At 47.0% G+C, this 22,506-nt stretch carries 20 protein-coding genes, 1 tRNA gene, 1 rRNA gene and 1 riboswitch; of the genes, 17 read left to right on the forward strand and 5 right to left on the reverse strand.

What is annotated here, in order from left to right:
- Positions 1 to 130 precede the first annotated feature (130 nt).
- Positions 131 to 230, forward strand: a riboswitch (TPP riboswitch).
- A gap of 38 nt (positions 231 to 268) precedes the next feature.
- Entirely contained in the window at positions 269 to 844 is a 576-nt protein-coding gene (thiT, locus tag ACI3E1_RS05155; protein WP_405024588.1) for an energy-coupled thiamine transporter ThiT, read from the forward strand.
- Between the two features lie 112 nt (positions 845 to 956).
- Positions 957 to 2,183 carry a NupC/NupG family nucleoside CNT transporter gene (locus ACI3E1_RS05160; protein WP_405024589.1) on the forward strand — a complete coding sequence of 409 codons (1,227 nt, stop codon included), beginning with the start codon at positions 957 to 959 and terminating at the stop codon, positions 2,181 to 2,183.
- A gap of 80 nt (positions 2,184 to 2,263) precedes the next feature.
- On the opposite strand, the gene ACI3E1_RS05165 is transcribed toward ACI3E1_RS05160, so the two are convergent.
- Both ACI3E1_RS05165 and ACI3E1_RS05170 read right to left on the reverse strand, forming a co-directional pair.
- Positions 2,264 to 2,722, reverse strand: coding sequence for a MarR family winged helix-turn-helix transcriptional regulator (locus ACI3E1_RS05165; RefSeq protein ID WP_405024590.1), 459 nt, complete (start codon positions 2,720 to 2,722; stop codon positions 2,264 to 2,266).
- A 238-nt stretch (positions 2,723 to 2,960) separates the two neighbouring features.
- Positions 2,961 to 3,033, reverse strand: a tRNA-Lys gene (locus ACI3E1_RS05170).
- Positions 3,034 to 3,239: 206 nt separating this feature from the next.
- Between ACI3E1_RS05170 and yycF the strand changes: the two genes are divergently transcribed.
- The 5 genes from yycF to ACI3E1_RS05195 are packed head-to-tail and all read left to right on the forward strand — an operon-like array spanning position 3,240 to position 8,515.
- Positions 3,240 to 3,950, forward strand: coding sequence for a response regulator YycF (yycF, locus tag ACI3E1_RS05175; RefSeq protein ID WP_405024591.1), 711 nt, complete (start codon positions 3,240 to 3,242; stop codon positions 3,948 to 3,950).
- 9 nt (positions 3,951 to 3,959) lie between these two features.
- Positions 3,960 to 5,834, forward strand: a complete 1,875-nt coding sequence (walK, locus tag ACI3E1_RS05180) for a cell wall metabolism sensor histidine kinase WalK (protein ID WP_405024592.1) — start codon at positions 3,960 to 3,962, stop codon at positions 5,832 to 5,834.
- Entirely contained in the window at positions 5,821 to 7,137 is a 1,317-nt protein-coding gene (yycH, locus tag ACI3E1_RS05185; RefSeq protein WP_405024593.1) for a two-component system activity regulator YycH, read from the forward strand. The genes walK and yycH overlap by 14 nt, the downstream gene beginning before the upstream one ends.
- Before the next feature lie 11 nt (positions 7,138 to 7,148).
- Entirely contained in the window at positions 7,149 to 7,937 is a 789-nt protein-coding gene (locus ACI3E1_RS05190) for a two-component system regulatory protein YycI (RefSeq protein ID WP_405024594.1), read from the forward strand.
- Positions 7,938 to 7,951: 14 nt separating this feature from the next.
- A complete protein-coding gene (locus ACI3E1_RS05195) occupies positions 7,952 to 8,515 on the forward strand; it encodes a DJ-1 family glyoxalase III (protein ID WP_405024595.1) in 564 nt (187 codons plus the stop codon).
- A 50-nt stretch (positions 8,516 to 8,565) separates the two neighbouring features.
- Here ACI3E1_RS05195 and ACI3E1_RS05200 read toward each other — a convergent pair whose 3' ends face one another.
- Positions 8,566 to 8,757, reverse strand: a complete 192-nt coding sequence (locus tag ACI3E1_RS05200; protein ID WP_405024596.1) for a DUF3955 domain-containing protein — start codon at positions 8,755 to 8,757, stop codon at positions 8,566 to 8,568.
- A gap of 267 nt (positions 8,758 to 9,024) precedes the next feature.
- Between ACI3E1_RS05200 and ribB the strand changes: the two genes are divergently transcribed.
- On the forward strand, positions 9,025 to 9,678 hold the full coding sequence (ribB, locus tag ACI3E1_RS05205) for a 3,4-dihydroxy-2-butanone-4-phosphate synthase (protein ID WP_405024597.1): 654 nt from the start codon (positions 9,025 to 9,027) through the stop codon (positions 9,676 to 9,678).
- Between the two features lie 175 nt (positions 9,679 to 9,853).
- Entirely contained in the window at positions 9,854 to 11,185 is a 1,332-nt protein-coding gene (locus tag ACI3E1_RS05210) for an MATE family efflux transporter (protein ID WP_405024598.1), read from the forward strand.
- Positions 11,186 to 11,782: 597 nt separating this feature from the next.
- Here ACI3E1_RS05210 and ACI3E1_RS05215 read toward each other — a convergent pair.
- Both ACI3E1_RS05215 and ACI3E1_RS05220 read right to left on the reverse strand, forming a co-directional pair.
- The gene (locus ACI3E1_RS05215) at positions 11,783 to 12,214 is read right to left on the reverse strand and encodes an Hsp20/alpha crystallin family protein (RefSeq protein WP_283582378.1); all 432 of its coding nucleotides are present in this window, start codon (positions 12,212 to 12,214) and stop codon (positions 11,783 to 11,785) included.
- A 97-nt stretch (positions 12,215 to 12,311) separates the two neighbouring features.
- Entirely contained in the window at positions 12,312 to 14,060 is a 1,749-nt protein-coding gene (locus tag ACI3E1_RS05220) for an ABC1 kinase family protein (RefSeq protein WP_405024599.1), read from the reverse strand.
- A gap of 119 nt (positions 14,061 to 14,179) precedes the next feature.
- Here ACI3E1_RS05220 and ACI3E1_RS05225 point away from each other — a divergent pair, with 119 nt between their 5' ends.
- From ACI3E1_RS05225 to ACI3E1_RS05260, 8 genes are all read left to right on the forward strand, one after another.
- Complete coding sequence (locus ACI3E1_RS05225; protein ID WP_405024600.1) at positions 14,180 to 16,993, forward strand: sigma-54-dependent transcriptional regulator; 2,814 nt, start codon at positions 14,180 to 14,182, stop codon at positions 16,991 to 16,993.
- 201 nt (positions 16,994 to 17,194) lie between these two features.
- Positions 17,195 to 17,686 (forward strand): PTS system mannose/fructose/N-acetylgalactosamine-transporter subunit IIB, encoded by a 492-nt coding sequence (locus ACI3E1_RS05230; RefSeq protein ID WP_405024601.1) that lies wholly within the window; start codon positions 17,195 to 17,197, stop codon positions 17,684 to 17,686.
- Positions 17,687 to 17,754: 68 nt separating this feature from the next.
- Positions 17,755 to 18,756 (forward strand): PTS sugar transporter subunit IIB, encoded by a 1,002-nt coding sequence (locus ACI3E1_RS05235; RefSeq protein WP_405024602.1) that lies wholly within the window; start codon positions 17,755 to 17,757, stop codon positions 18,754 to 18,756.
- 72 nt (positions 18,757 to 18,828) lie between these two features.
- Positions 18,829 to 19,635: a PTS mannose/fructose/sorbose transporter subunit IIC gene (locus ACI3E1_RS05240; protein WP_405024603.1), complete on the forward strand. Its 807-nt coding sequence runs from the start codon at positions 18,829 to 18,831 to the stop codon at positions 19,633 to 19,635.
- Positions 19,636 to 19,654: 19 nt separating this feature from the next.
- Complete coding sequence (locus tag ACI3E1_RS05245; protein WP_405024604.1) at positions 19,655 to 20,593, forward strand: PTS system mannose/fructose/sorbose family transporter subunit IID; 939 nt, start codon at positions 19,655 to 19,657, stop codon at positions 20,591 to 20,593.
- A gap of 74 nt (positions 20,594 to 20,667) precedes the next feature.
- Entirely contained in the window at positions 20,668 to 21,048 is a 381-nt protein-coding gene (locus ACI3E1_RS05250; RefSeq protein WP_405024605.1) for a DUF956 family protein, read from the forward strand.
- Positions 21,049 to 21,310: 262 nt separating this feature from the next.
- Positions 21,311 to 22,030 (forward strand): hypothetical protein, encoded by a 720-nt coding sequence (locus tag ACI3E1_RS05255; protein ID WP_405024606.1) that lies wholly within the window; start codon positions 21,311 to 21,313, stop codon positions 22,028 to 22,030.
- A 365-nt stretch (positions 22,031 to 22,395) separates the two neighbouring features.
- A 16S ribosomal RNA gene (locus ACI3E1_RS05260) occupies positions 22,396 to 22,506 on the forward strand; the annotation flags it as partial.

Below are 22,506 nucleotides of genomic sequence, written 5' to 3' on the forward strand. Positions count from 1 at the left end.
GAGAATTAGTGATGAGAGCTGATATCGCTTTGGACGAAATTAGGGTTGATTGGGAACGGCGGTGTCCCAATGATAAATAGTTGCATGGGGGAAAGCGGTGTACTAGAATAAAGATAATTTGAAAACGTTTAACCAACACAGGGGGAGCCAATTGGCTGAGAGTGGATTTGTTCCTGACCCTTTGAACCTGTTCGTTAGTACGAGCGTAGGAATTGTGTGGTATTGAAGTAACCTTCGCTGTGTTGGAAGAACGCAGGGAGGTTTTTTTATGGCAAAGCAGACACTGCAAGCAGTAATTGAAGGAACGTTGATGGCGGCCCTAGCGGCGGCCCTCACAATGACGGTGCCCACCGTTGAATGGATTGACCTGTCTTTGGGAATTATTCCGATTGTCCTGGTTAGTTTGCGGCGGGGGTGGAAGATCGGCGTATATGCGGGCCTTCTTTGGGGGATTCTTCCTGTTTTATTTGGACGGGCAGAAATTTTGACGGTCTGGCAGGGGATTTTAGAATACCCGGTGGCAAGCATGAGTGTAGGGTTGGCTGGAATATGGGCATCCCGATTTCATGCTGCCCTTCGTGCTAACCGGCCGGTGTTTCACTGGATTATGGTAGCGTGTTTAACTGGGGTTGGGGTGAAGTATCTCATTCATTTTTATGCAGGTATTGTTTTTTGGGGCGCGTACGTTCAGTGGGGGCTTGGTCCGGTGGCGTATTCCGCCGTTGTAAACGGATCAAGCTTTGTTCTTAACATGGTAATTAGCACAACGGTGTTGGAAATTTTGTTGCGGCACCTTCCCCACTTAGGAGGTAGTATTCCCGATAAAACGAACAATCGCAGATGAAAAAGGCTGAAAGATCGGCGAAATAATTTACATTTTTTGAAAAAACAGGTACAATATGAGCGTTTATGTTTTGTGTTGTGCAATTGTTTTTTATTTTTGAGGAGGAGAAGTTGTGGAGTTAGCAATTAACATTCTTGGGCTCATCATCTTCCTTGCGGTTGGGTGGATTTTTTCCAAGGATCGCAAGCATATTAACTGGTACGGAATCATTGTGATGGTTGTGCTGAACCTGTTCTTAGCATGGTTTATGACCAGTTTTAGTTGGGGTCAGGATATGATTAAGTGGGCGGCTGGTGCGTTTGATACGTTGGTAAAGGAAGCCTACGTTGGGATTGCATTTGCAATTCCAAGCATGGTGCATGTTAAGCAGATGGACTTTTTTGTTAGTTCATTGCTACCAATCTTAATGATCGTGCCGCTGTTTGACATCTTGACATACATCGGGGTGCTCCCGTTCATTATTAAGTGGGTCGGAAAGATTTTGGCATTCATTACACGGCAGCCGAAATTTGAGTCATTCTTTGCCGTTGAAATGATGTTCCTCGGGAATACAGAGGCACTGGCCGTATCACAACTCCAGTTAAAGCAAATGAAGGCCAAGCGGAACCTAACGCTTGCTATGATGTCAATGAGTTGTGTGACGGCGTCGATTCTGGGATCATACATGCAGATGATGCCTGGACAGTTTATTCTTACGGCTGTGCCGCTAAACGTGGTAAACGCGCTAATTGTTACGTCAATGCTGAACCCGGTTCATATTGACAAGGAAGAGGATACCGTGGCAACGATTACCGGAGCAGCAGCCGAGGCATCCGGTGACGTTGAAGCAGATGGTAAGCGGGAGCCATTCTTTTCCTTCTTGGGGGACTCAATCTTAGGTGCTGGCCGGTTGGTTCTGATCATTGCAGCTAACGTTATCGCCTTTGTAGCCCTGATTGCTTTACTAGACAAGATATTAGAGTTATGCCACATTTGGACAGTTGAAAAGATTTTGGGTTATGTTATGTTCCCGTTTGCGTGGTTATTAGGGTTAGATCCGCATACGGCGCTTCAGATGGGCCAGTACATGGGAACAAAGTTGGTAACGAACGAGTTTGTGGTAATGTTAAAAGTTATGCACCAGGTCGGCCACTTTGCACCGCACTTTAAGGCGGTTTTGACGGTCTTCCTGACGTCATTTGCTAACCTATCAACGATTGGGATGATTATCGGGTGCTTTAAGGGAATTGTTAACCGTGAAAAGAACGATGTCATTTCGGCAAACGTAGGTTACATGCTTCTTTCTGGAGTTCTGGTATCGCTGCTATCAGCCGCAATGGTTGGGCTGTTTGTATGGTAAAAGAAGGATAAAGTTGCCAATCTTACTGGTAGTATAAAAAAAGCCCTGGTGGTTCTAATAACCACCAGGGTATTTTTATACTATTTAAACGTTTCGAAATAGTCGCTCATTTGCTGAAGGGCGTTGATTAGTGCTTCAACTTCGTTCTTGTCCATTCCGCTTAACAAGGAGCTCATCGCCCGCTGGTGAAGCTTATTGTGGGCCCGGTACAAAACGCGTCCTTTCTTAGTAAGGCCAATGTTAATGACCCGCCGGTCCTTTTTACTACGAATCCGCTCCACATAACCCTTCCGTTCTAACTGATCAATGCTCTTTGTCAGGGTCCCCTTTGTTAGGTTCAATTGCCGGGCAATCCGAGAAATCGGTTTTTTGTCATGGAGAGAAACGACGTGAATCAGGTGAAGTTCCCGAGCAGTGATATCGCTGAACGGACTCTTTTTTAATTCACTGTCTTCTACGTACCGAACCCGGTCGTACAGCCGGAATAACAGGTCGTTAATCGTGTTTGATTGTTGCTTTGTAATGCCTTCGTTTGCCATGGTGCACCTCGTTTTCATAATTTATTACTATCGAACCATGACGATTGTATCACGGGTAAAAAGTTCTTGGCTAGTATTCCCAGTGAATGAAAGAAAATCGTAAAGAACTAAATGTATTAGCCTAACCTAAAGAACATAGTGTCAGTTGTAAAATATCAGTAGATGAGGGGTATTTCTGACTAACGTACGAAAACAAAAAGCCCCCGCTCTAAAAACGAAGACTTGGGTAAATCTCTGATGGGTGGTCAGGGGATCGAACCCTGGACCCACGGATTAAGAGTCCGTTGCTCTGCCAGCTGAGCTAACCACCCATATTTTTAATTACCGTAAGAACAACTTCCGTTCCAACGACGATATATATACTACCAGCTAATCATGATGATTGCAACCCTCTTTTTCAAAAAATTCATGATGAAGAGGATTAGCAAAATGACAAGGGTTTTAGCGCTATTCGGGAATGATGTATAATTAGGCCGAGTTAGTAGAGAATTTATCCCCAAAAAAGGAGGACAACAAGATGAAAAAAATTCTGGTTGTTGACGACGAAAAACCAATTTCTGATATTATCAAGTTTAACCTCTCAAAGGAGGGGTATGAAGTGCATACCGCCTACGATGGGGAGGAAGCTCTCACGAAGGTTAAAGAGATTGTCCCTGACCTGATCGTTTTGGATCTCATGCTTCCAAAGATTGACGGCCTTGAAGTTGCCCGGGAAGTTCGGAAGGAATATAACATGCCAATTATTATGGTAACAGCCAAGGATGCAGAGATTGACAAGGTTCTTGGACTTGAAATGGGGGCGGATGATTACGTAACCAAGCCATTTTCCAACCGGGAACTGGTAGCTCGGGTAAAGGCCAACCTGCGGCGTCAGGAAGCAAACGTCACGAGCGCTCAGGAAGAGGCTGCGGAGGACCAAAACATTGAGGTGGGCTCCCTCGTGATTTACCCAAAGTCGTATACGGTGGCAAAAAACGGGGAAAAAATTGAATTAACCCACCGGGAGTTTGAGTTATTAAGTTATTTAGCTCAGCATTTAGGCCAAGTAATGACCCGGGAACACCTATTACAAACGGTTTGGGGGTATGATTACTTCGGGGATGTTCGGACGGTCGACGTAACGGTACGTCGGCTACGGGAAAAAATTGAGGATACTCCGAGTCGACCGGTCTGGCTTGTAACCAGGCGGGGAGTAGGCTATTACCTGCGGAACCCAGAAGAAGAGTAGGCTAATTCCATGAGCTGGAAAGAACGGATTAAACAGCGGACTAACCCGCTACGATCAATCTACGTTAAGATTGCCTTCTCGTTTGTGTTGTTATTACTATTGATTTTTCAAATCGTGGGCATTATTTTTGTTCAGCAACTTAAAACGGATAACCTGAAGACGTTTAAGCAGCGGACGGAGCTTTCATCGTACGTTGAAAATACATTGGTTTCGGTGATGAGTCATCCCACGAAGGATATGGATGCCCGGATTCATAAGGTGATCGCGGGGATTAACAACGATAACATCATGACGATTCAAGTGGTTGATCCTAAGGGGGTTATTCGGGGAGTTAGCAACACTGACGGGCGTAACCTGGTTGGTCAAAAGACAACGGATAATGATATTAAGCGGGTCTTGTATGACGGCAAAACGGATACAAAGATGCTGGTTAACCGCTCAGATAACCACCGGTATTACGTCACAATTACCCCGTTGTTAAGTACGACGGGGAACACGAACACGGTTGTGGGGGCCGTTTATATCCGAGCAAGCCTTGACGCCGTATATAACGCTGTAAATAACGTAACGATGATTTTTGCAACGGCATCACTGATTGCAACGGTGGTCGGATTGTTGTTGGCACTACTAATTGCCAGAACGATTACCCAACCAATTGAAGAAATGAAGCGGCAAACCACCCGAATTGCCCGGGGGGATTACTCGGGACGGGTAAAGGTGTATGGCAATGACGAATTAGGCGAACTGGCAACGGCGGTTAACGACCTTTCGGTTCGGGTGGAGAATGCCCAGGCTTCAACAGAAGCGGAACGGCGGCGGCTGGATAGCGTGCTGACCCACATGTCTGATGGTGTGTTAGCGACTGACCGCCGGGGGCTGATTACCATTATTAACGATAAGGCATGTGCACTACTGGGGGTGGCGGAACATGACGTGATTGGGAAATCAATCTTAGACGTTTTAGGGATTCGTGGTCAGTACGCTTTCCGTGATCTTCTTGAAAAGCAAGATGAAATTAAGATTAACCTGTCTGATGATGGTCATGAGCAAATTTTGAAGGCGTTTTTCTCCCTAATTCAGCAGCAGACAGGGTACACGGCGGGCTTGGTTTGTGTGCTCCATGATGTTACCGAACAACAACGTGTCGACCGGGAGCGGCGGCAGTTTGTATCCAACGTTTCGCATGAACTCCGGACACCGTTGACAAGTGTCCGAAGCTACATTGAAGCTCTTAACGAAGGAGCGTGGAAGGACCCGGAAGTTGCTCCGGAATTTTTACGGGTAACGCAGGATGAGACCGACCGGATGATCCGGATGATTAACGACCTGTTAAACCTTTCCCGGATGGATTCTGGAACAGTTAAGCTTGAACTGGAACTCGTGAATATTAACGAACTATTTAGCTACATTCTTGATCGATTTGACATGATGCTTGCTAAAAATAAAGAAGCAAGGGAACCGCAACTCACCATTAAACGAGACTTTACAACAACGAGTTTGTGGGCAGAAGTTGACCAGGATAAGTTTACGCAGGTGATTGATAATATTATGACTAATGCGGTGAAGTATTCGCCGGATGGCGGAACGATTACGTGCCGCTTGCAACAGCAGGGGAATAATGTTGTTTTAAGTGTGGCTGACCAGGGACTGGGGATTCCAAAAAAGGACCTTGATCATATTTTTGATCGCTTTTTCCGGGTTGACAAAGCACGTTCGCGGGCTCAGGGAGGCACTGGTTTGGGATTAGCCATTTCTAAGGAAGTAATTGAACTTCTTCACGGTAAGATTTGGGTGACTAGTACGGAAGGAAAGGGCTCAACGTTCTTTATTTCCCTACCGTCGGAAGAATACGAGGAAGGAGATCTGTGGGATGAGAATGCTTAGATGGTTTCGGGAAAACTGGTTGCACATCGCGCTTCTCTTGGCCTTGATTATTAGTGTTACGTTTTCGTTTTTGATATGGGCAAATCCCTTCCAACGGCCGCACAGTAAGCGGACGCCGACTCTTCGACAACCAACAACACAGGCAGTTACCCGGAAGGTGAGTGATCTGTACGTTCCAACAACGGTGGTGGTTAATCATTCGGGCGGAAAGCAAGAACAAGTACAGGCGAAAATGAATAAAATCGTTCGCGTAATTCAGCGGGGGTTAGCAGCAACTAATGCTGGCCGGATAACGCCGGTTGCCCTTACTGCCCATGATTATCAGGGGGAGTTTCACCGGGCTGATATGGTTATCCTTAGTTACCCGGATACCATTCCAGGGGGGTTATTTAAAAAACTTCTTCATCGTGGGGGAAGTGGGGATTCGTTTCAGGTAAACCACGTAATGATTTCTACAAAAAACCCCGACCGGCTGTATTTGCTAGATGATGCTCATCGTCAAGAATACGTGGTACCAGTTCGAGGGGCGGCGGTTCGCCAGCTAGCGCACCTCCTGGTTACGTTAGCGGGGCGACGGATTCCCGTTGCGTTTCGTCAAATTGCTGGGCGGATGACAGTAACATATCCGGCTGGATTGAGCATGCCGCAGGTAAGTTATCTTGTGAATAAGCAGCCGGTTAACCAGCTAGTTACCCGGTTAATGGGGGCAAATAGTTCATATACTATCGATTCGCGGCAACAAGCGAATACAACAACATATACTGATAGTAACCAACGGTTAACCGTTAACCAAAGGAAAGGTGTAATCGCATACGACCAGTACCGGCATCGGGGACAACGAGGTAATGCGACAACGATCCTAACCAACAACGTTAAGCAATTAAATAACCTGGACATAGGATTGACCGCTGTTCATTTTTTAGGTTATTCGCAGCAGTATCATGCGGTAACTTATTGTAGTTACGTACACGGATTTCCAGTTATTTCGCCGGTTAGTCGGGGAATGTATACTATCCGGCAGACAACCACGGCGACTTTGTCAGTGACGTTGTCCCAGTACGGCCTTCAGGTGGCAATTCCGTCAGAAGCGGGGACGCATCAGGTTCACCTCCCAGCTACGGCGGAGGTATTTAACCAACTTATGGCTGTGGGAATTCCAGCGGATAAAGTAACGGGAATTATGGTGGGATACCGGTGGCGTGCAAATAAAGCTTCGGGTGAAGTTGCTGACCTTACGCCAACTTACTTTGTTCGGATAAACGGTCAGTGGCAGGATTATCAGCAGATTATTGCTCACCACTAGGAGGAATTGAGATGGATTTCAAACGGATTGAATGGATCTTTTTAATTGCGTTTATTGCACTCGATATTTTTCTGGTGGGCTCATTCACCCAGCAGGCCCGCTTGTTAAGTGTGACTAACACTAGCCCGACAAGTTCAACGGCACTAGTTCTCCGGAATATTAAGGAGGATCAAATTACGTACGGGAAACTCTCCGATAAGCGTCAGTGGGGATACTACGTGGTTAGCCCGGAAACGGATATTTTCCGAAATAAACCCGCCCGGTTACATGATGAGAGTTGGACGGATAATAATCAGGAATTAACGGCAACGTTTGCTACGGCGATTCATGTTAATGTGAAGCACCCAACCCGGGTACTGAATTCTGTAATTCGTACCCGGGTGATAAACGGAAAGCAGTATCGGTATGACCGGCACTTATCAACGGCAACTCAAGTTGTTTATACGCAGACCCTTAAGGGAATTCCTGCATTAACTCAGGCCGGACAGGTGCGGTTTAACGTACGTAATGGAATCGTAACGGGGTACACGCAAGGTTACTTGAAAGAACCCCACCGGTTACCTAGAAAACAACGAATGATTAGTGCTAAGCGGGCGTTAATTGCGTTGTATCAATACAATAAGATTAACGGTAGCTCGACGGTTCAATGGGTTCGGCTGGGCTATACGAAATTGTTGGCGGCTAACCAGCACGTAATTTACGTTCCAACGTGGGTCTTCAGCATTCGGAGTAAGGCAACAGGAAACGTAACGTACCGGCAAATTAACGCGTTTACCGGAGCGGTAATGAACAAGGATTAAAGGAGGAATTTGGAATGACAAAGACAGCAGCAGTAATGTTTGCCCCGGGATTTGAGGAAATTGAAGGCTTAACGCAGGTTGACGTGCTGCGCCGAGCTGGCGTTCAGGTCACCATGGTAGGTCTAGAGGACCGGGTGGTTACAGGCGGCCACGGAATTACGGTAACGTGTGACGCGGCTTTGGGGGAACATCTACTGGATTACGATATTGTAATCTTCCCCGGGGGAATGGGGGGAGCGACGGCCCTTCGTGACAGTGACCAGTTAATGGCCCTAATAAAGCAACGGCATGCTAACGGGAAATGGAACGCGGCAATGTGTGCGGCACCGATGGCATTTGGCCGCTACGGGTTGCTTGATGGACGAACGTATACTTCTTATCCGGGAATTGAAACCCACGCGCAGGATGGGCACTTTACGGAAGAAATTACGGTTGTCGACCAAGACGGTAAGATCATTACGAGCCGGGGGCCGGCGACAGCGTTGGCGTTTGCTTATCGGATTCTTGGTGTATTAGGTATTGATACGCAGGACGTTCGGCATGCAATGCTGTACGATTATCTTAAGGATAATATTTAGTAATATAAAAGAGGTCCGTTTTACAGCGGACCTCTTTTTGGTTAGGAGTTCTACTTGTTATGTTTATGGATCATCACCGCGGTGATAATTGCCGCTAGAATTAAAAGCGCGCTGGCTGTCCAAGAAATCCAGTGGGGCTTGTTAATTGTGCCGTTCACACCGATCGTTGTAAACATGTTAACGGTCCATGGAATGATGATGCTAAGGATAAGTAGGACCATTGGTAGTGTATATTTTCGCATGCCTTCATTATAGCATTTCTCTGGCAGAACAGTCAGCGAACGGGGAAATTCCGAATAAAGGAGCGTAATGCAGAAGGCGAGTGGATAATAAATATTTTTTTAAAGGATATAGTTCGGCATAATTAACATTATTGGTTTTGATGATCCTAATATGCATTAATTATACAGATAATAGCGTACATTAAAAGTCTTGAATTGTATTTTGTTCGTGATAGTATAAGGGTGTCGCATGGAATCGTGGTCAAGGAAAATAAAGGAGCCGATCAAATGACAGAGCATTTTAATACTGTTGACGAAGCAATTACTGCACTGCAGGCGGGGAAATTCATCATTTTAGCGGATGATGAATCCCGGGAAAACGAGGGTGACCTCGTTGCGTTGGGACAAAACATTACTCCCCAAACCGTTTATCAGATGTTGAAGTTGGCGAACGGATTAATGTGTGTTCCGGTTAGTGCGGGGATTGCAGATAAGCTTGGGTTTAGGATGATGGTTAAACACAGTACTGATCCGAACGGAACGCCGTTTATGGTGACAACCGATGCAAGTTTTGATGCAGCGGGGGTTACAACCGGAGTGTCAGCCTTTGACCGGGCAGCCACTATTAACTTGATTGCGGATGCGCAGGCAACACCTAGCCAGTTTAATCATCCTGGCCACATTCAACCATTGATTGCTGAAGAACAGGGAGTCCGGGTACGGACGGGTCATACTGAAGCGGCAGTTGACTTGGCTTACCTAGCAGGAAAAGCTCCGGTAGCAGTGATTATTGAAGTGTTGAAACCGGACGGACATATGGCTCGGCGGCCGGAATTAACGCAGTTGGCGGCAGAACAGCACGTCCCGTTTATTACGATTCCGCAGATTAAGGATTATCTGGATGATCACGGAATTAAGTACGCTGCGCAACTTGCAAAGTAGGGAATGGAAGCTGGTTTAGAACCTGATTGTTAAAAACAAGGAGGCTAGGACATATTCCTAGTCTTTTTTGTTGTCCTTTTGGCGTTTATATTTCCTAGGAAATGATGCTTACGCGTGTTGGTAATTTATGCTACGGTGGTTTGTAGATTAATGATAACGGAGTGATTTTACGGTTATGGATGAGTTATTTGCGCAGATGCCAGTTCCTAAAGCGTATTTTAAGCTCGCTTTACCGGTGGTGTTGAGTATGGTCGTTAATATGGCCTATAACTTAATTGATACTTTTTTTATTGCTCAGACTCACCAGCCGGCAATGGTAGCAGCGGTGACGATTTGTACCCCGCTTTTTTCGTTTATGCTGGCAATGGGGGATATGTTTGGCCTGGGTGGGGCAGCGCTCATCTCCCGTTATCTTGGCGAGGGAAAACGGACGACGTGTACCCGTATTAGTAGTTTCTGTACGTTCGGGGCGGTTGTTTTGGGAGCGCTTGTTACGGTAGGAATGTTTGGCTTAGAACATCCTTTGCTTCGGTTATTAGGGGCAACGAGCGCAACGTGGGATGAAGCCCGCCGGTTTTACCAGATCATGGCGGTCGGGGCAGTTATTATTATTTTTTCACTGGTACCGACAAACTTACTCCGCACGGAGGGGTTAGCTACCGAAGCAATGATTGGATCAGTAGGCGGAACAATCGTGACAATTTGTTGTGACCCACTATTTATCTTTGGGTTTCACATGGGTGCTGCCGGGGCCGCCGCTGCAACTGTTTTAGGATATGTTGTGACCGACCTTCTGTACCTGTACTACGTAATTCGCCGGTGTCAGGTAATCACCGTTGATCCGCGGCAGTTGCGGATAACCTGGCAGTGGGTAAAAGAAGTCATTGTGATTGGAATTCCGGCATCTCTGACGAACCTCATGCAAAGTTTGGGGTTGATGATACTAAACGAATGCCTGGTTCCTTACGGGACAACCAAAATTGCCGCGGCGGGAATCGTAATGAAGATTGATATGGTTGTTATTTTAATTCTGGTGGGATTTGCTTTTGGGGCTCAGCCATTAGTGGGATATAATTATGGGGCCCGGAATAAAAAGCGGTTTACTGCCGTAGTTGGCTTTGATTTGTTAGTTGAAGTGGGTTACGCCACGATTGGGACGGTGGCCTTAATGGTGGCGGCTCCGTTTTTAATCCGCCTCTTTATGAATGATCCGGTGATTATTCGCACCGGGACAGTGATGATGCGAATTTTCCTCTCAACGACGCCATTTATCGGCGCGGTAATGGTCTTTACGACCGTCTTTCAGTCAGCGGGGAAGGCGGGAAGTGCGTTTATTATGGCAATTGCTCGGCAGGGACTTTTCTATGTCGCGGCTTTGGCCACGTTGATTCCGCTTATCGGCTATCTGGGAGTTTTATGGGCTCAACCAGTGGCGGATGTGCTGACCGGAATTGTCGGCGGATTGTTATATTGGCGGGTCATTCGGGTGTTTCATCGGACTGAATGAATTAGTTTCACGTGAAACAATAATGGGAAAGTGTCAAAACAAAGAAGGCGCAGTAAAGTAATACGTAGCCTGGTTACCTTGACACCGGATTATGCGGAAGTAATAAGGAGGTTGCGCTGTTAGTCACAACCTCCGTTTTTCGTTTTACTACTTATAATTAAAAATTTCCAATAAATGGGCGCAAAATAAAAGCTCCGTTTGCTAGTGGCATACTGATTATAACCGCGTGGAGGTGCAAATGGTTCTCCCCCGCATTCAAATCGCCTACTAGGAAACGCAGCTGGTTAAGTTGATGAAAGGAATCTTAATTATCCCCACGTCCTTTTCTTAATTGATTCGCTCCGGAATGTATATCCGGTAATTCCGTAAGTGGACGGTTGAAACCCCGTCGCTCCCCCTGAATAAGTAACATTGTTGGTTCAAGTGCGATCGGATGATTTCCCGTCCTTGGTGGGAATCCACTGACTCCTTACATCTCCTTTATACCACTATGTATTTATTTTTGCAAGCGCTATCATTAAAGAAATTTTGTTTTTGAATGCAAAAAGGACTGGGAATCATTTCCCAGCCCTTAGTGGTTAATAGTATAAATTACAACTAATCGATCTGAATCCGCTTAGTGTTTGAAATTTCCTCCGCCGTCTTTGGGAGAACAACTTTGAGGACTCCTGCTTCGTATTTGGCACTAATCTTGTCCTGATCAACATTCGGGAACCTGTATGACCGGGTAAACCGACCATAACTCCGTTCGCTTGAGATGACGTTGCCGTTTGCATCGCTTTCATCAGAGAACGAATCCCGTTTAGCTGAAATTGTTAACTGGTTATTCTTAAAATCAACGCTGATGTCTTTCTTATCAACGCCAGGAAGATCGACGACGACCTTGTAATCTTTGTCAGTTTCGGAGATATCGGTCTTCATTTCTTCATTGGTAGAACCAAAATTAAACAATGACTGGCCAAAATTGTTGAAGAGGTCATCCCGCCGCTGCATTAGATCATTTAACCGGTTGTTTAATTCATTTGCCATAGTCAAAACTTCCTTTCAAATGATTTATCGGAAATGAACTTCCTTACATCTTCAGTATATCGCTTTAAATAGTAATTACAACTATTTAGACCACTAGTCACTTCCGGTGCCGCCACCGGTGGTACCACCGACGAAGGTGGGCACCAGCCATTCCTCCAATGACGAGGAGGGCAACGACGTACCCGCATACCCCAAGGCGGGCAACGCCGGAGTGTGGACTGCCCGCCACAAGAAGGGAGGAGCCGAGGATGATGGCGGCAAGGATAATGGTGACACTTAAACGAGACGCGATCCGTTCCAAACGATCGACGAGGCGTTCTTGACCTTTATATTTAATAATTAGGCGCGCTTGTCCCTGGTTGAACGTGGTAAGGGCACGCGTTAACTGGGTGGGAAGTTGAGGGAGCGTGTGCAGGGTTTGGAGAAGGGTGAGCATTCCCGCCTCCGTTTCCCGGCGGAGACTAAAGTGATTCCTAAGGTATTCACGGGCAAATGGCCGGGCCACGTCCATGAGGGAAAGGTGGGGATCCAACTGGGCAACAATTCCTTCAAGGGAGCCAAACGCCTTTACTAGGAGGGTAATCTCGGCCCGAACTTGGAGGTTATTTTTGCGGCATAGGGCGATGATGTTATACAGCATTACCGGAAAATCGATTTGGCCTAAGCCGAGCTTAAGGTACGGGGCCAAGAAGGATCCTAATTCGCCGTAAAACTCCTCTTCGTCCACGGCGCCGGTGCGGTTGCAGACGGCGAGGATGGCCTTCCCAATTTCGTGGGTGTCGCCGGTTGTGAGGGCAATAATTACGTTGGCCATTCCGTCCACCAAATCGGGGGTGAGCGTTCCCATCATCCCAAAATCCAGGTAAACAAGCCGGTAATCGGGAAGAGGAGTGCTCTTTTGAACCGTAATCGTAGAATCCCCCGCTAGGCGCTGGGTGAGTGTTTTCGGGGTAACGGTATGTTGTGTTTTATCCTTAGTAGTAACGCGGTAAAAGAGGATGTTTCCCGGATGGGGATCGGCGTGAAAGAAATTATCGTGAAATACTTGTTTAATAAAGTTTTGAACAAGAACCTGGGCTACAGCCCGACGCTCAGCCTGTTGTTGGGCGGCAAGGTGGGGAGTGGTACTCAGCGATTGGGCAACGTAGTCCTTAATGCTTTTTCCGGGCATAGCCGTTGTTACGAGGATTTTTTGGGTCGAATACTCCGTGTAAACCCGCGGAACCCGGATAACGCCATCGTTATTGTTAAGCTGATAGAACCGAACACCGTTTTTGATTTCAATGGCGGTGTTGATTTCGGTGATCAGCGACGATCGAATTTGGCTGAGAACTTCAGCGGGATTAATCGCGCCAATTTCAGGAGTTAACCGGAGCATCCGGACAGCAATTTGGAAGAGGGCTAGGTCCGTACGAACCAGGCGTCGGACATTGGGGTGTTGTACCTTAACAACAACGGGGGTACCGTCCTTGAGGGTGGCGTGGTGGGTTTGTCCGATTGAAGCCGAGGCAAATGGGTGATGCTCAAAGGAAGCAAAAACAGCATCAATGGTTTTTCCTGTCTGGGTGGTAAACGTTTGCTGTACCGTTGAGAAAGCGTCGGCCGGAACATTATCTTGGAGTTTCCGGAATTCGGCAATGTAGGCGGGGGAAACGAGGTCCGGACGGGTCGAAAGAATTTGCCCTGCTTTGATGAAGGTGGGGCCAAGTTCTTCAAGGGCTCGCCGGACAGCTGCGGGATTTTGTTGGTGAATGAAGTTGCGGGCGGCATCGTACTTTTTAAGAACCCGAATGATGGTAAAGAGCCGGGCACGTTTTTCGCGCCTGGTAATGGGTGAATTAGGCATAAAAACCCCTCCGTTCCGGATAGTTTACGCCTATTCTAGCATAGATTGATGAATGTTTCGTTCGGGGGACTGGCATGGTATGATACACAATGAATACACTATGATGGAGGGAACGGCCAATGCCAACTAGAAGGGAACGGGTGTGGCAATATGTTACGGAACACCTGGGGAAATATCCGGATGGAATTACTACCATTACAATCGCGGATGCCCTTGGAATTGCGCGGCCTAACGTTAGTAAAGAATTGAACGACTTGGTTCGAACCGGGAAACTCGCTAAAACCCGGACCCGTCCCGTACGTTATATGACTGCTGCTCAGGTGGCCCACCGAGCAGATCATCAGGACGTTGTGCAGGTTCAGGATAATAATGCGGGGACAATCCTGACCAAGCACCAAAAGGATCAGCGGGATCCACTTGGTGGGTTTAATCGGATGATTGGCCGGGATACAAGTTTAAAGAACCAAATTGAACAAGCGAAGGCAGCCTTGCTTTACCCCCCCCACGGGCTGAATGTTTTGCTAACCGGGCCAACGGGGGCAGGGAAAACATTCTTTGCAACGGCAATGAACCAGTTTGCGGTTGCCAATCAGTTAATTACAACTTCTCAACTTACCATCCTTAATTGTGCTGATTATGCACACACCCCAGAAGGCGTAATGCGTCGGTTGTTTGGGAGTGCTGACGGGCAAGAAGCGGGGCTTTTACAGACCGCTGATGGGGGGATGCTTTTGCTGAATGAGGTTCACCGGCTTCCTCCAGCGGCGCAGGAAATGCTGTTTTATTTCATGGAGCACGGGACTTATAGCCGGATTGGTGAACAACAGCGGAAGCGACAAGCGACCGTCCGGATTGTTTGTGCAACGACCGAATCACCCGAAAGTACCCAGTTGCAGGAGTTTGTTCGGCGCATTCCGATTACCATCCAGATTCCGGGATTTAGTCAGCGAACAATGCGGGAACGTCTCCAACTTCTTCAAACCCTTCTTACGATTGAAGCCAATCGGATTGACCGCAACATTCAGGTGGATGAGGATGTAGTAAAGGCGCTAATTGGCGGAATTTCATTCGGAAATATAGCCCAGTTAAAGTCAGCGGTTCAATTAGTGTGTGCCCGGGCTTTCTTGGACGGGATGGATAAGCAAGGGGATGAGATTGCTATTACCTTTGATAAGCTTCCCCAGGAGATTCAAGCAGGAGTGTCGCGGATCGCAAATAACCGGAATGCGTTAACCGAATTAACCAGACTTGTTGATGCGACCATGGTAGTTCACCCTGATGGAACAACAGGAGCTGAAAGTCAAGATTCCTACGAGTTACCGTATAACCTTTACGAGATTATCGGGCATAAGGCGGCCGTTTTGAAGGAGGAGGGGCTTGACCAGGAGGCGATTAATAACTTTATTAAAACGGACATTAATGTTCACATGAAAACGTATTACCGGGAAGCTGATTTGGAACAACGAAGTGACCGTTCCTTGCAGGATTTGGTTGACCAAGAATTTATTGATCTTACCAGGGAAATTAAGCAGCATCTTGAGCCGCAGGTTGATTATTCCCTGGGAAATAATTTTGTATACGCGATGAGCCTGCACCTTAGTTTGTTTGCTAAGCGGGTACAGACGGGAAAATCGTTGCGGACGGTTTCTTCTAACCTAATTACAATGGTGAAGGAAAATCGGCGGGAACTTCAACTTGCTCGGCAGATAAAACAACTTCTTGAAAAACATTTCCATTTTCCTGTTCCGCGGTCTGAAGTGTATTACTTAGCGGCATTGTTGATTTCCCTGAAAGAGGATTCACGCACGGGAACCGTTGGGGTGGTGGTTGCTGCACATGGAAGCAGTACGGCTAGTTCGATGGTTCAGGTGGTTCAGCAATTATTAGACGTGAATAACGTGGTCGCTTTTGATATGGGACTTGATATGAGTCCGGCAGCCGCATTTACGGGAATTACCCGCGCAGTGCAACGGGTGGATCAGGGGAATGGAGTACTTCTTTTAGTCGACATGGGTTCCCTTGCAACGTTTAGCAGAAAATTAACAACCGAAACGGGCATCGAAGTGCGCACCATTAACATGGTAACAACGGCAATGGTGCTGGAAGCAGCACGGAAAACGGCTCTTGTAGGCACTGATCTGAACACGATCTATGGCGAGCTGCGGGAGTTCCGCGGGTATTTTCGGGGAAACGACGAGGCCGGCCGCCCGTTAATTAAGAAAATGCAGGCCGTTGTAGATGCGACGGATACCCGGCCGCGGGCACTTTTATCGATTTGCTCAAGTGGAGAAGGCACTGCCCAGAAAATCAGGCGTCTATTGGAAGAACAGCTCGCCAACCAAGGAGTACAAGACGTTGATGTTCTTCCTGTATCGGTAGTTGGATTACAAGCTAAGCTGGCAACGATTACAGCGAAGTATAACGTGATTGGGGCAACTGGGGTAGTGAAACCGCCGCTGGACCGACCGTTCATCAGTTTAGAAAACCTTCTCCAGGGGGATGCTGCGCAGTTTATTGCGCAAGTAACGCAGGACGATTGCCAGCTTTCCGCTCAGCATACGGCTATTAACCAATCACCCAAGTTGACGATGGAGGTATTGCAGGAGTACTTAACGAAGTACTTTACGTTTATTAATGCTGATAAATTAACGCCGGTTTTGTGGGAGTATTGTCAGCAGTACACAGAGCCAATTGTGTTGGATAATACTCAACGAATGAGCATTATTATGCATCTTGCGGGAGCGCTCGAACGAACATTGACGACGAGTCCGTTGGCGGTTGACCCGGCGACATTAGCAGCATCTCAGAAGGTTCAAGCTGCTACTTGGAAGCAGGTTCATCGGGCAACAGCCTGGTTAGCGGATAAAATTAATGTCCGTTTGGCATCGGCAGAGGAGTACTATATTGTTCAGTTGTTAATTAAACAGTCTTAGGCGAAACAATACACAACCTTGATACACAAATAAAATATGTGTCAAGGCTTTTTTTATTTTATTTTACCGGAAAATGCAGGGTTTTCAGCGATACACTTAGCGTGATACACTATTTTACCCAAAACGGGTGTATGATAATCCTTGGAAGCCATTACAAAGGAGATTTAACGGGACGGGAAGCGATTACCAGTCCGCAAAGCAATGCAGGTTCAATTATTACGAATTGATAGTCGGTTACTTCACGGACAGGTGACAACCAGTTGGGCAAAAGCATTTCGGCTCGATCGAATTCTTGTAGTTGATGATGCGGCTGCCCATGATTCGCTTCGACAGGTTTTGCTGCAGCAGGCGGCGCCAGTTGGGATTTCCGTGAATGTTCTAACGGTTAATCAAGCACAACGGCTAATCGGTGATCCCCGACTAGCTTCAGTAAGGGTGATGATCATCACCGCAACGCCTGAAAGTGCCCGGTTTTTGATCGAGGCAGGAATAACCGTTAGGAGCGTTAATGTCGGCTCACTAAGTTTCAGCGCGGGACGTCGGATGGTAACAAACGCCGTTGCCGTAGATGCAAATGACATTGTGGCCTTTCGGTGGATGCATGCCCGGGGAATTCAACTGGATTTGCGACAGGTTGTGCGGGATTCGTCCCGGGATTTGTGGCGGATCTTAAGTGAAAAGCACCTCGTTTAACGTCTGATTGTTTCCTTTGAGTGGCTCACGTACCGCTAGGTACATAATATTTTTAGGAGGTAGTACACATGGTAGGAATTATCCTTGCCAGTCATGGCGGCTTTGCTGATGGAATCTTCCAATCAGGCGCAATGATTTTTGGTGATCAGCAAAACGTCAAGGCCTGCACTCTCATGCCAAACGAAGGCCCTGATAATGTGCGCACTAAGATGGAAGCCGCCATTAACTCGTTTGACGATCCCGACCACGTCTTATTCCTGATCGACCTCTGGAGTGGGACGCCGTTTAACCAGGCAAACATTCTCCTGGGTGAAAATGAGGATAAGGATTGGGCGATCGTTACTGGTATGAACCTGCCGATGGTTATCGAAGCGTACACCGCCCGGATGACCATGCAGGACGCGACCGCTAAGGAAATCGCCACCCATATCGTGGGGGTTGCTAAGGACGGCGTAAAGACCATGCCAGAAAACTTGATGCCAGCCAGCGCTGTTGCTCAGGATGAGCGGCAGCACAAGCAGCCAACTGGCGCAATTCCTGAAGGCACCGTTCTCGGTGATGGCCACATTAAGATTGGGTTAGCCCGGATTGACTCCCGGCTCCTTCACGGACAGGTGGCAACGGCTTGGTCCAAGGCGATTAACCCGGACCGGATTATCGTTGTATCGGATAATGTTTCTCACGACGAACTGCGGAAGACTATGATTCAGCAAGCTGCCCCAGCTGGAATTAAAGCTCACGTTATTCCGATCAAGAAGATGATTGAGGTTGCCAAGGATCCGCGGTTTGGGAATACTAAGGCTTTGTTACTATTTGAAACGCCGGAAGATGCGCTCAAGGCAATCGAAGGTGGTGTCGACATCAAGACATTAAACATTGGGTCCATGGCACACTCCGAAGGGAAAGTCGCCGTCAACAAGGTTTTATCCCTTAACATGGAAGACGTTAAGACGTACGACAAGTTGAAGGAAATGGGGATCCAGTTTGATGTTCGGAAAGTTCCGGGAGATAATCCGGAAAACATGATGAGCTTGGTCAACAAGGCGCGCGAAGAACTGGAAAAGAAATAATCATACTCAATTAGGGGGAGTATGCTAGAGAAGCACTTATTTGATTTTATATTTTAAGGAGGAAAACAGATCATGACATTGATTGCAAAGATCCTGGTCCTGATCATCGCGTTCCTGGCCGGAATGGATGGGATTTTGGACGAGTTTGAATTTTACCAACCAATCGTTGTATGTACGTTGATCGGACTGGTTACCGGGAACTTAACTGCTGGTCTGGTTCTTGGCGGAACGCTCCAGATGATGGTTCTTGGTTGGGCAAATATCGGGGCGGCCGTTGCGCCTGATATTGCGTTAGCATCCGTTGCTTCTACGATTATCCTGGTTCAGGGTGGTCAAGGAATTCACGGTGTGGGCACGGCCGTTGCGATTGCCGTTCCGTTGGCCGTTGCTGGTTTATTCCTGAACATGATTGTGCGGACCATTTGTGTGGCTATTTCTCATTTGATGGATGCTGCGGCTAACGCTGGCAACTTCCGGATGATTGGCTTCTGGCAGTGGGTTGCAACCTGTCTGCAGGGGATCCGGATTTTGGTTCCAGCTGCTCTGTTACTGGTTATTCCGGTCAGTGGTGTGCGGGCTGCCCTTCACGTGATTCCGGGCTGGTTATCAGCTGGAATGACTATCGGTGGTGGCATGGTGGTAGCCGTTGGGTACGCCATGGTTATTAACATGATGGCTAATAAGGAAGTATGGCCGTTCTTTATCCTTGGGTTTGTGATTGCCGTCTTCAGTAAGTTAACGTTACTTGCCATTGGGTTAATTGGGTTAGCACTGACACTAATCTACCTGAATCTAGCTAACAGTGGAAGCAGCAATGGTAGCAATGGCGGGAACAGTAATACTGGTGACCCGCTCGGCGATATCCTGGATGATTACTAGAATGGAGGATTGAGCAACGATGGCGGAAAATACATTTGCAGCAGAAAGTAAAAAGTTATCAAAAGCAGACCGGTTAAGGGTTTGGTGGCGGTCAACGTTCCTGCAGGGTTCGTGGAACTACGAACGGATGCAAAATGGTGGTTACTGCTACGCCATGGTACCGGCCCTTAAGAAGTTATACACGAAGAAGGAGGACCAGGTCGCAGCTTTAAAGCGCCACATGGAATTCTTTAACACGACACCGTTTATGGCTTCCCCAATTTTCGGGGTTAACCTGGCCCTAGAGGAAGAACGGGCTGCTGGTGGTCAAGTCGACGATGCCGCAATCAACGGGGTTAAGGTTGGAATGATGGGCCCGCTGGCCGGGGTTGGTGACCCAGTTTTCTGGTTTACAGCGCGGCCAATCATTGGTTCCCTGTGCGCTGCCATGGCAATTAGCGGCAACGTTCTTGGCCCGATTCTGTTCTTCTTAGTATGGAATCTCTTCCGGATGGCCTTCATGTGGTACACCCAGGAATTTGGTTATAAGGCAGGTTCTGCAATTACGAAGGACCTTTCGGGTGGTTTATTGCAAACCGTTACCCGGGGAGCATCTATTATGGGGATGTTCGTTATTGGGGCGTTAATCGAACGGTGGGTTAAGATTGATTTTAAACCGATTGTTTCTAAGACGCCATTGCAAAAGGGCGCATACATTAACTGGGATTCCCTACCGAAGGGAAGTCATGGGATCCAGAAGGCTCTTGAACTATACAATAATGGTCAGGGTCGAGCGCTTTCTTCGGTTAAGGTTACCACGTTGCAAAACGTGTTGGACCAGTTAGTGCCAGGATTAGCAGCAATGTTGTTAACCCTGCTGTGCATGTGGTTATTGAAGAAGAAGGTTTCACCGATTGTGATTATTCTAGCCTTGTTTGTTGTTGGGGTTATTGGTCACTACTTCGGATTACTACAATAGCAATGAATTAATTTACGCAGGAGGTGGACGCAGTAGGTTCACCCCCTGTGTGTTGCTTAGAAAGGAAGAGAAGAATGGTTCAGTCACTTAATACCAAGGTTGATTTAGCGATGGAAGCAACCTCATTTATGGGGTTACCGACGTACGGGAAAATCATGATCGGCGATCGGGCGTTTGAATACTATAATGAAAAGAACCTGGATGATTTTATCCAGATTCCGTGGCAGGAAGTTGACGTGGTTGTAGCTCTCTTAATGTTTAAGGGACGTTGGATTCCTCGGTTTACGATTCGGACGCGGAAGAACGGAGCATATACGTTTGCGGTTCGTCACCCGCACGAAGCATTACGGACGGTACGGGAATACATTGGCGGTGATCGAATTGTTCGTTCATTAACCTTCTTCCAGGTAATTCGTCGGGGAATTAAAGCGAAGTTTATGCGAAGTAAAAAGTAATTAAAGAATGTGTGCTGAAGCGAAGCAAATGAGTGCGGTAAAAACAGCAAGCTGCAGTGGTGAAGCATTGACTAGAAGGGATGCACCTGGGACTTAGTTCGTTTGTTTTGGTACTAAATTATGTGAATGAAATAAGGAAGGTTGGGGTTGTTGCCCCAGCCTTTTTGTTATCTGGCTAAGGCGATGAGATGGAAAAATGATTATGTTTTCGGCATAATATCTGTTAAAATCGGGAGTATGAGATTAGAAGGGAGCGAGAGTGATGGCAGATAAGCCAGCAAAGGACGAGAAGAAAGACGTTGAATCCTACGCAGCCGAGGGAGAGCAGGTGAAGCCAGGTTTTGGCCGGCGTGTGTGGATCGGGATTAAAGGATACTTTTCATGGCTGTGGCAATCATTGAAGGCCCCGGCTAAGGTTACGAATGGACCAGCAGCAGCGGGAATCGTAAACATTATTGTTTTGGCGCTTTTTTACACGTTTACCTTGAATGAAACGATTGTTGTTGCATTGCAAACGCAAGCACGAACAACGGGCGGGAAGGCCCCCTTTATTGTTGGATGGCGGATATTGGCGTACACGTTTGTGGCTATAATCGTCGGAATGTTTGTGACCTTTATTGGGACGTACCTTGTTAAACGGTATGCTATTGGAATTCAGGAGGGCTTTTTGGCATACATCAACCGCGTTTTCCATTACAGTAATTGGATGATGGTCTTGTCGCTACTATTAGCGGTATGTTCACTGGTAAGTCCGCAGATTAGCCAGTATATTACGATTGCTAACTCGCTTTTGTTGACGTTGGCAGTGCTATTCTTCATGGTAGGAATTATTGCCTCAATTACGGAGAATAAGGATGATTCGCGAATGGACCGAATTTTTGCTACGATGATTGCTGTAGTGATTTTTGTTGTGGTATACGTTATCCTTAATGGGATGCTTGGCGGAATTCTTCAAGGATTCAATCAAATGATGATGCAGTAGATCATTTAGAGAAGATGTGTGGGTGAAAACAAACGGGTTGAATAACGCGCAGCGGTTTTTAATTTAGTTTTTCGCGCGAAGGATAATTTTTTGATTTGATAAAAGGGGGCGTAACTTTTTGTTGCACCTTCTTTTTTATTGATTAAGAAAGTGCGCGAAAAATTATTAAGAAAGTTGGAAATTTTGCTTGACGTCAGGAGGAAATTTCAGTATTATATAAACCGTTGCCGTTGCGATACACGGTGACAGGATAGATCTTTGAAAACTGAACACAGTATCGACGAATTAAATGTGTAGGGCTCTTTTGAGCAATATAATTTAACGAAGTCAAACTTCGCTAGTAATAAATTAATGAGTCACGAATTCAAAATGAGAGTTTGATCCTGGCTCAGGACGAACGCTGGCGGCGTGCCTAATACATGCAAGTCGAACGCGAAACCTTTACACCGAGTGCTTGCACTCACCGTAAAGGATTC

This window comes from Ligilactobacillus sp. LYQ139, from assembly GCF_045033025.1.
GTDB lineage: Bacteria > Bacillota > Bacilli > Lactobacillales > Lactobacillaceae > Ligilactobacillus.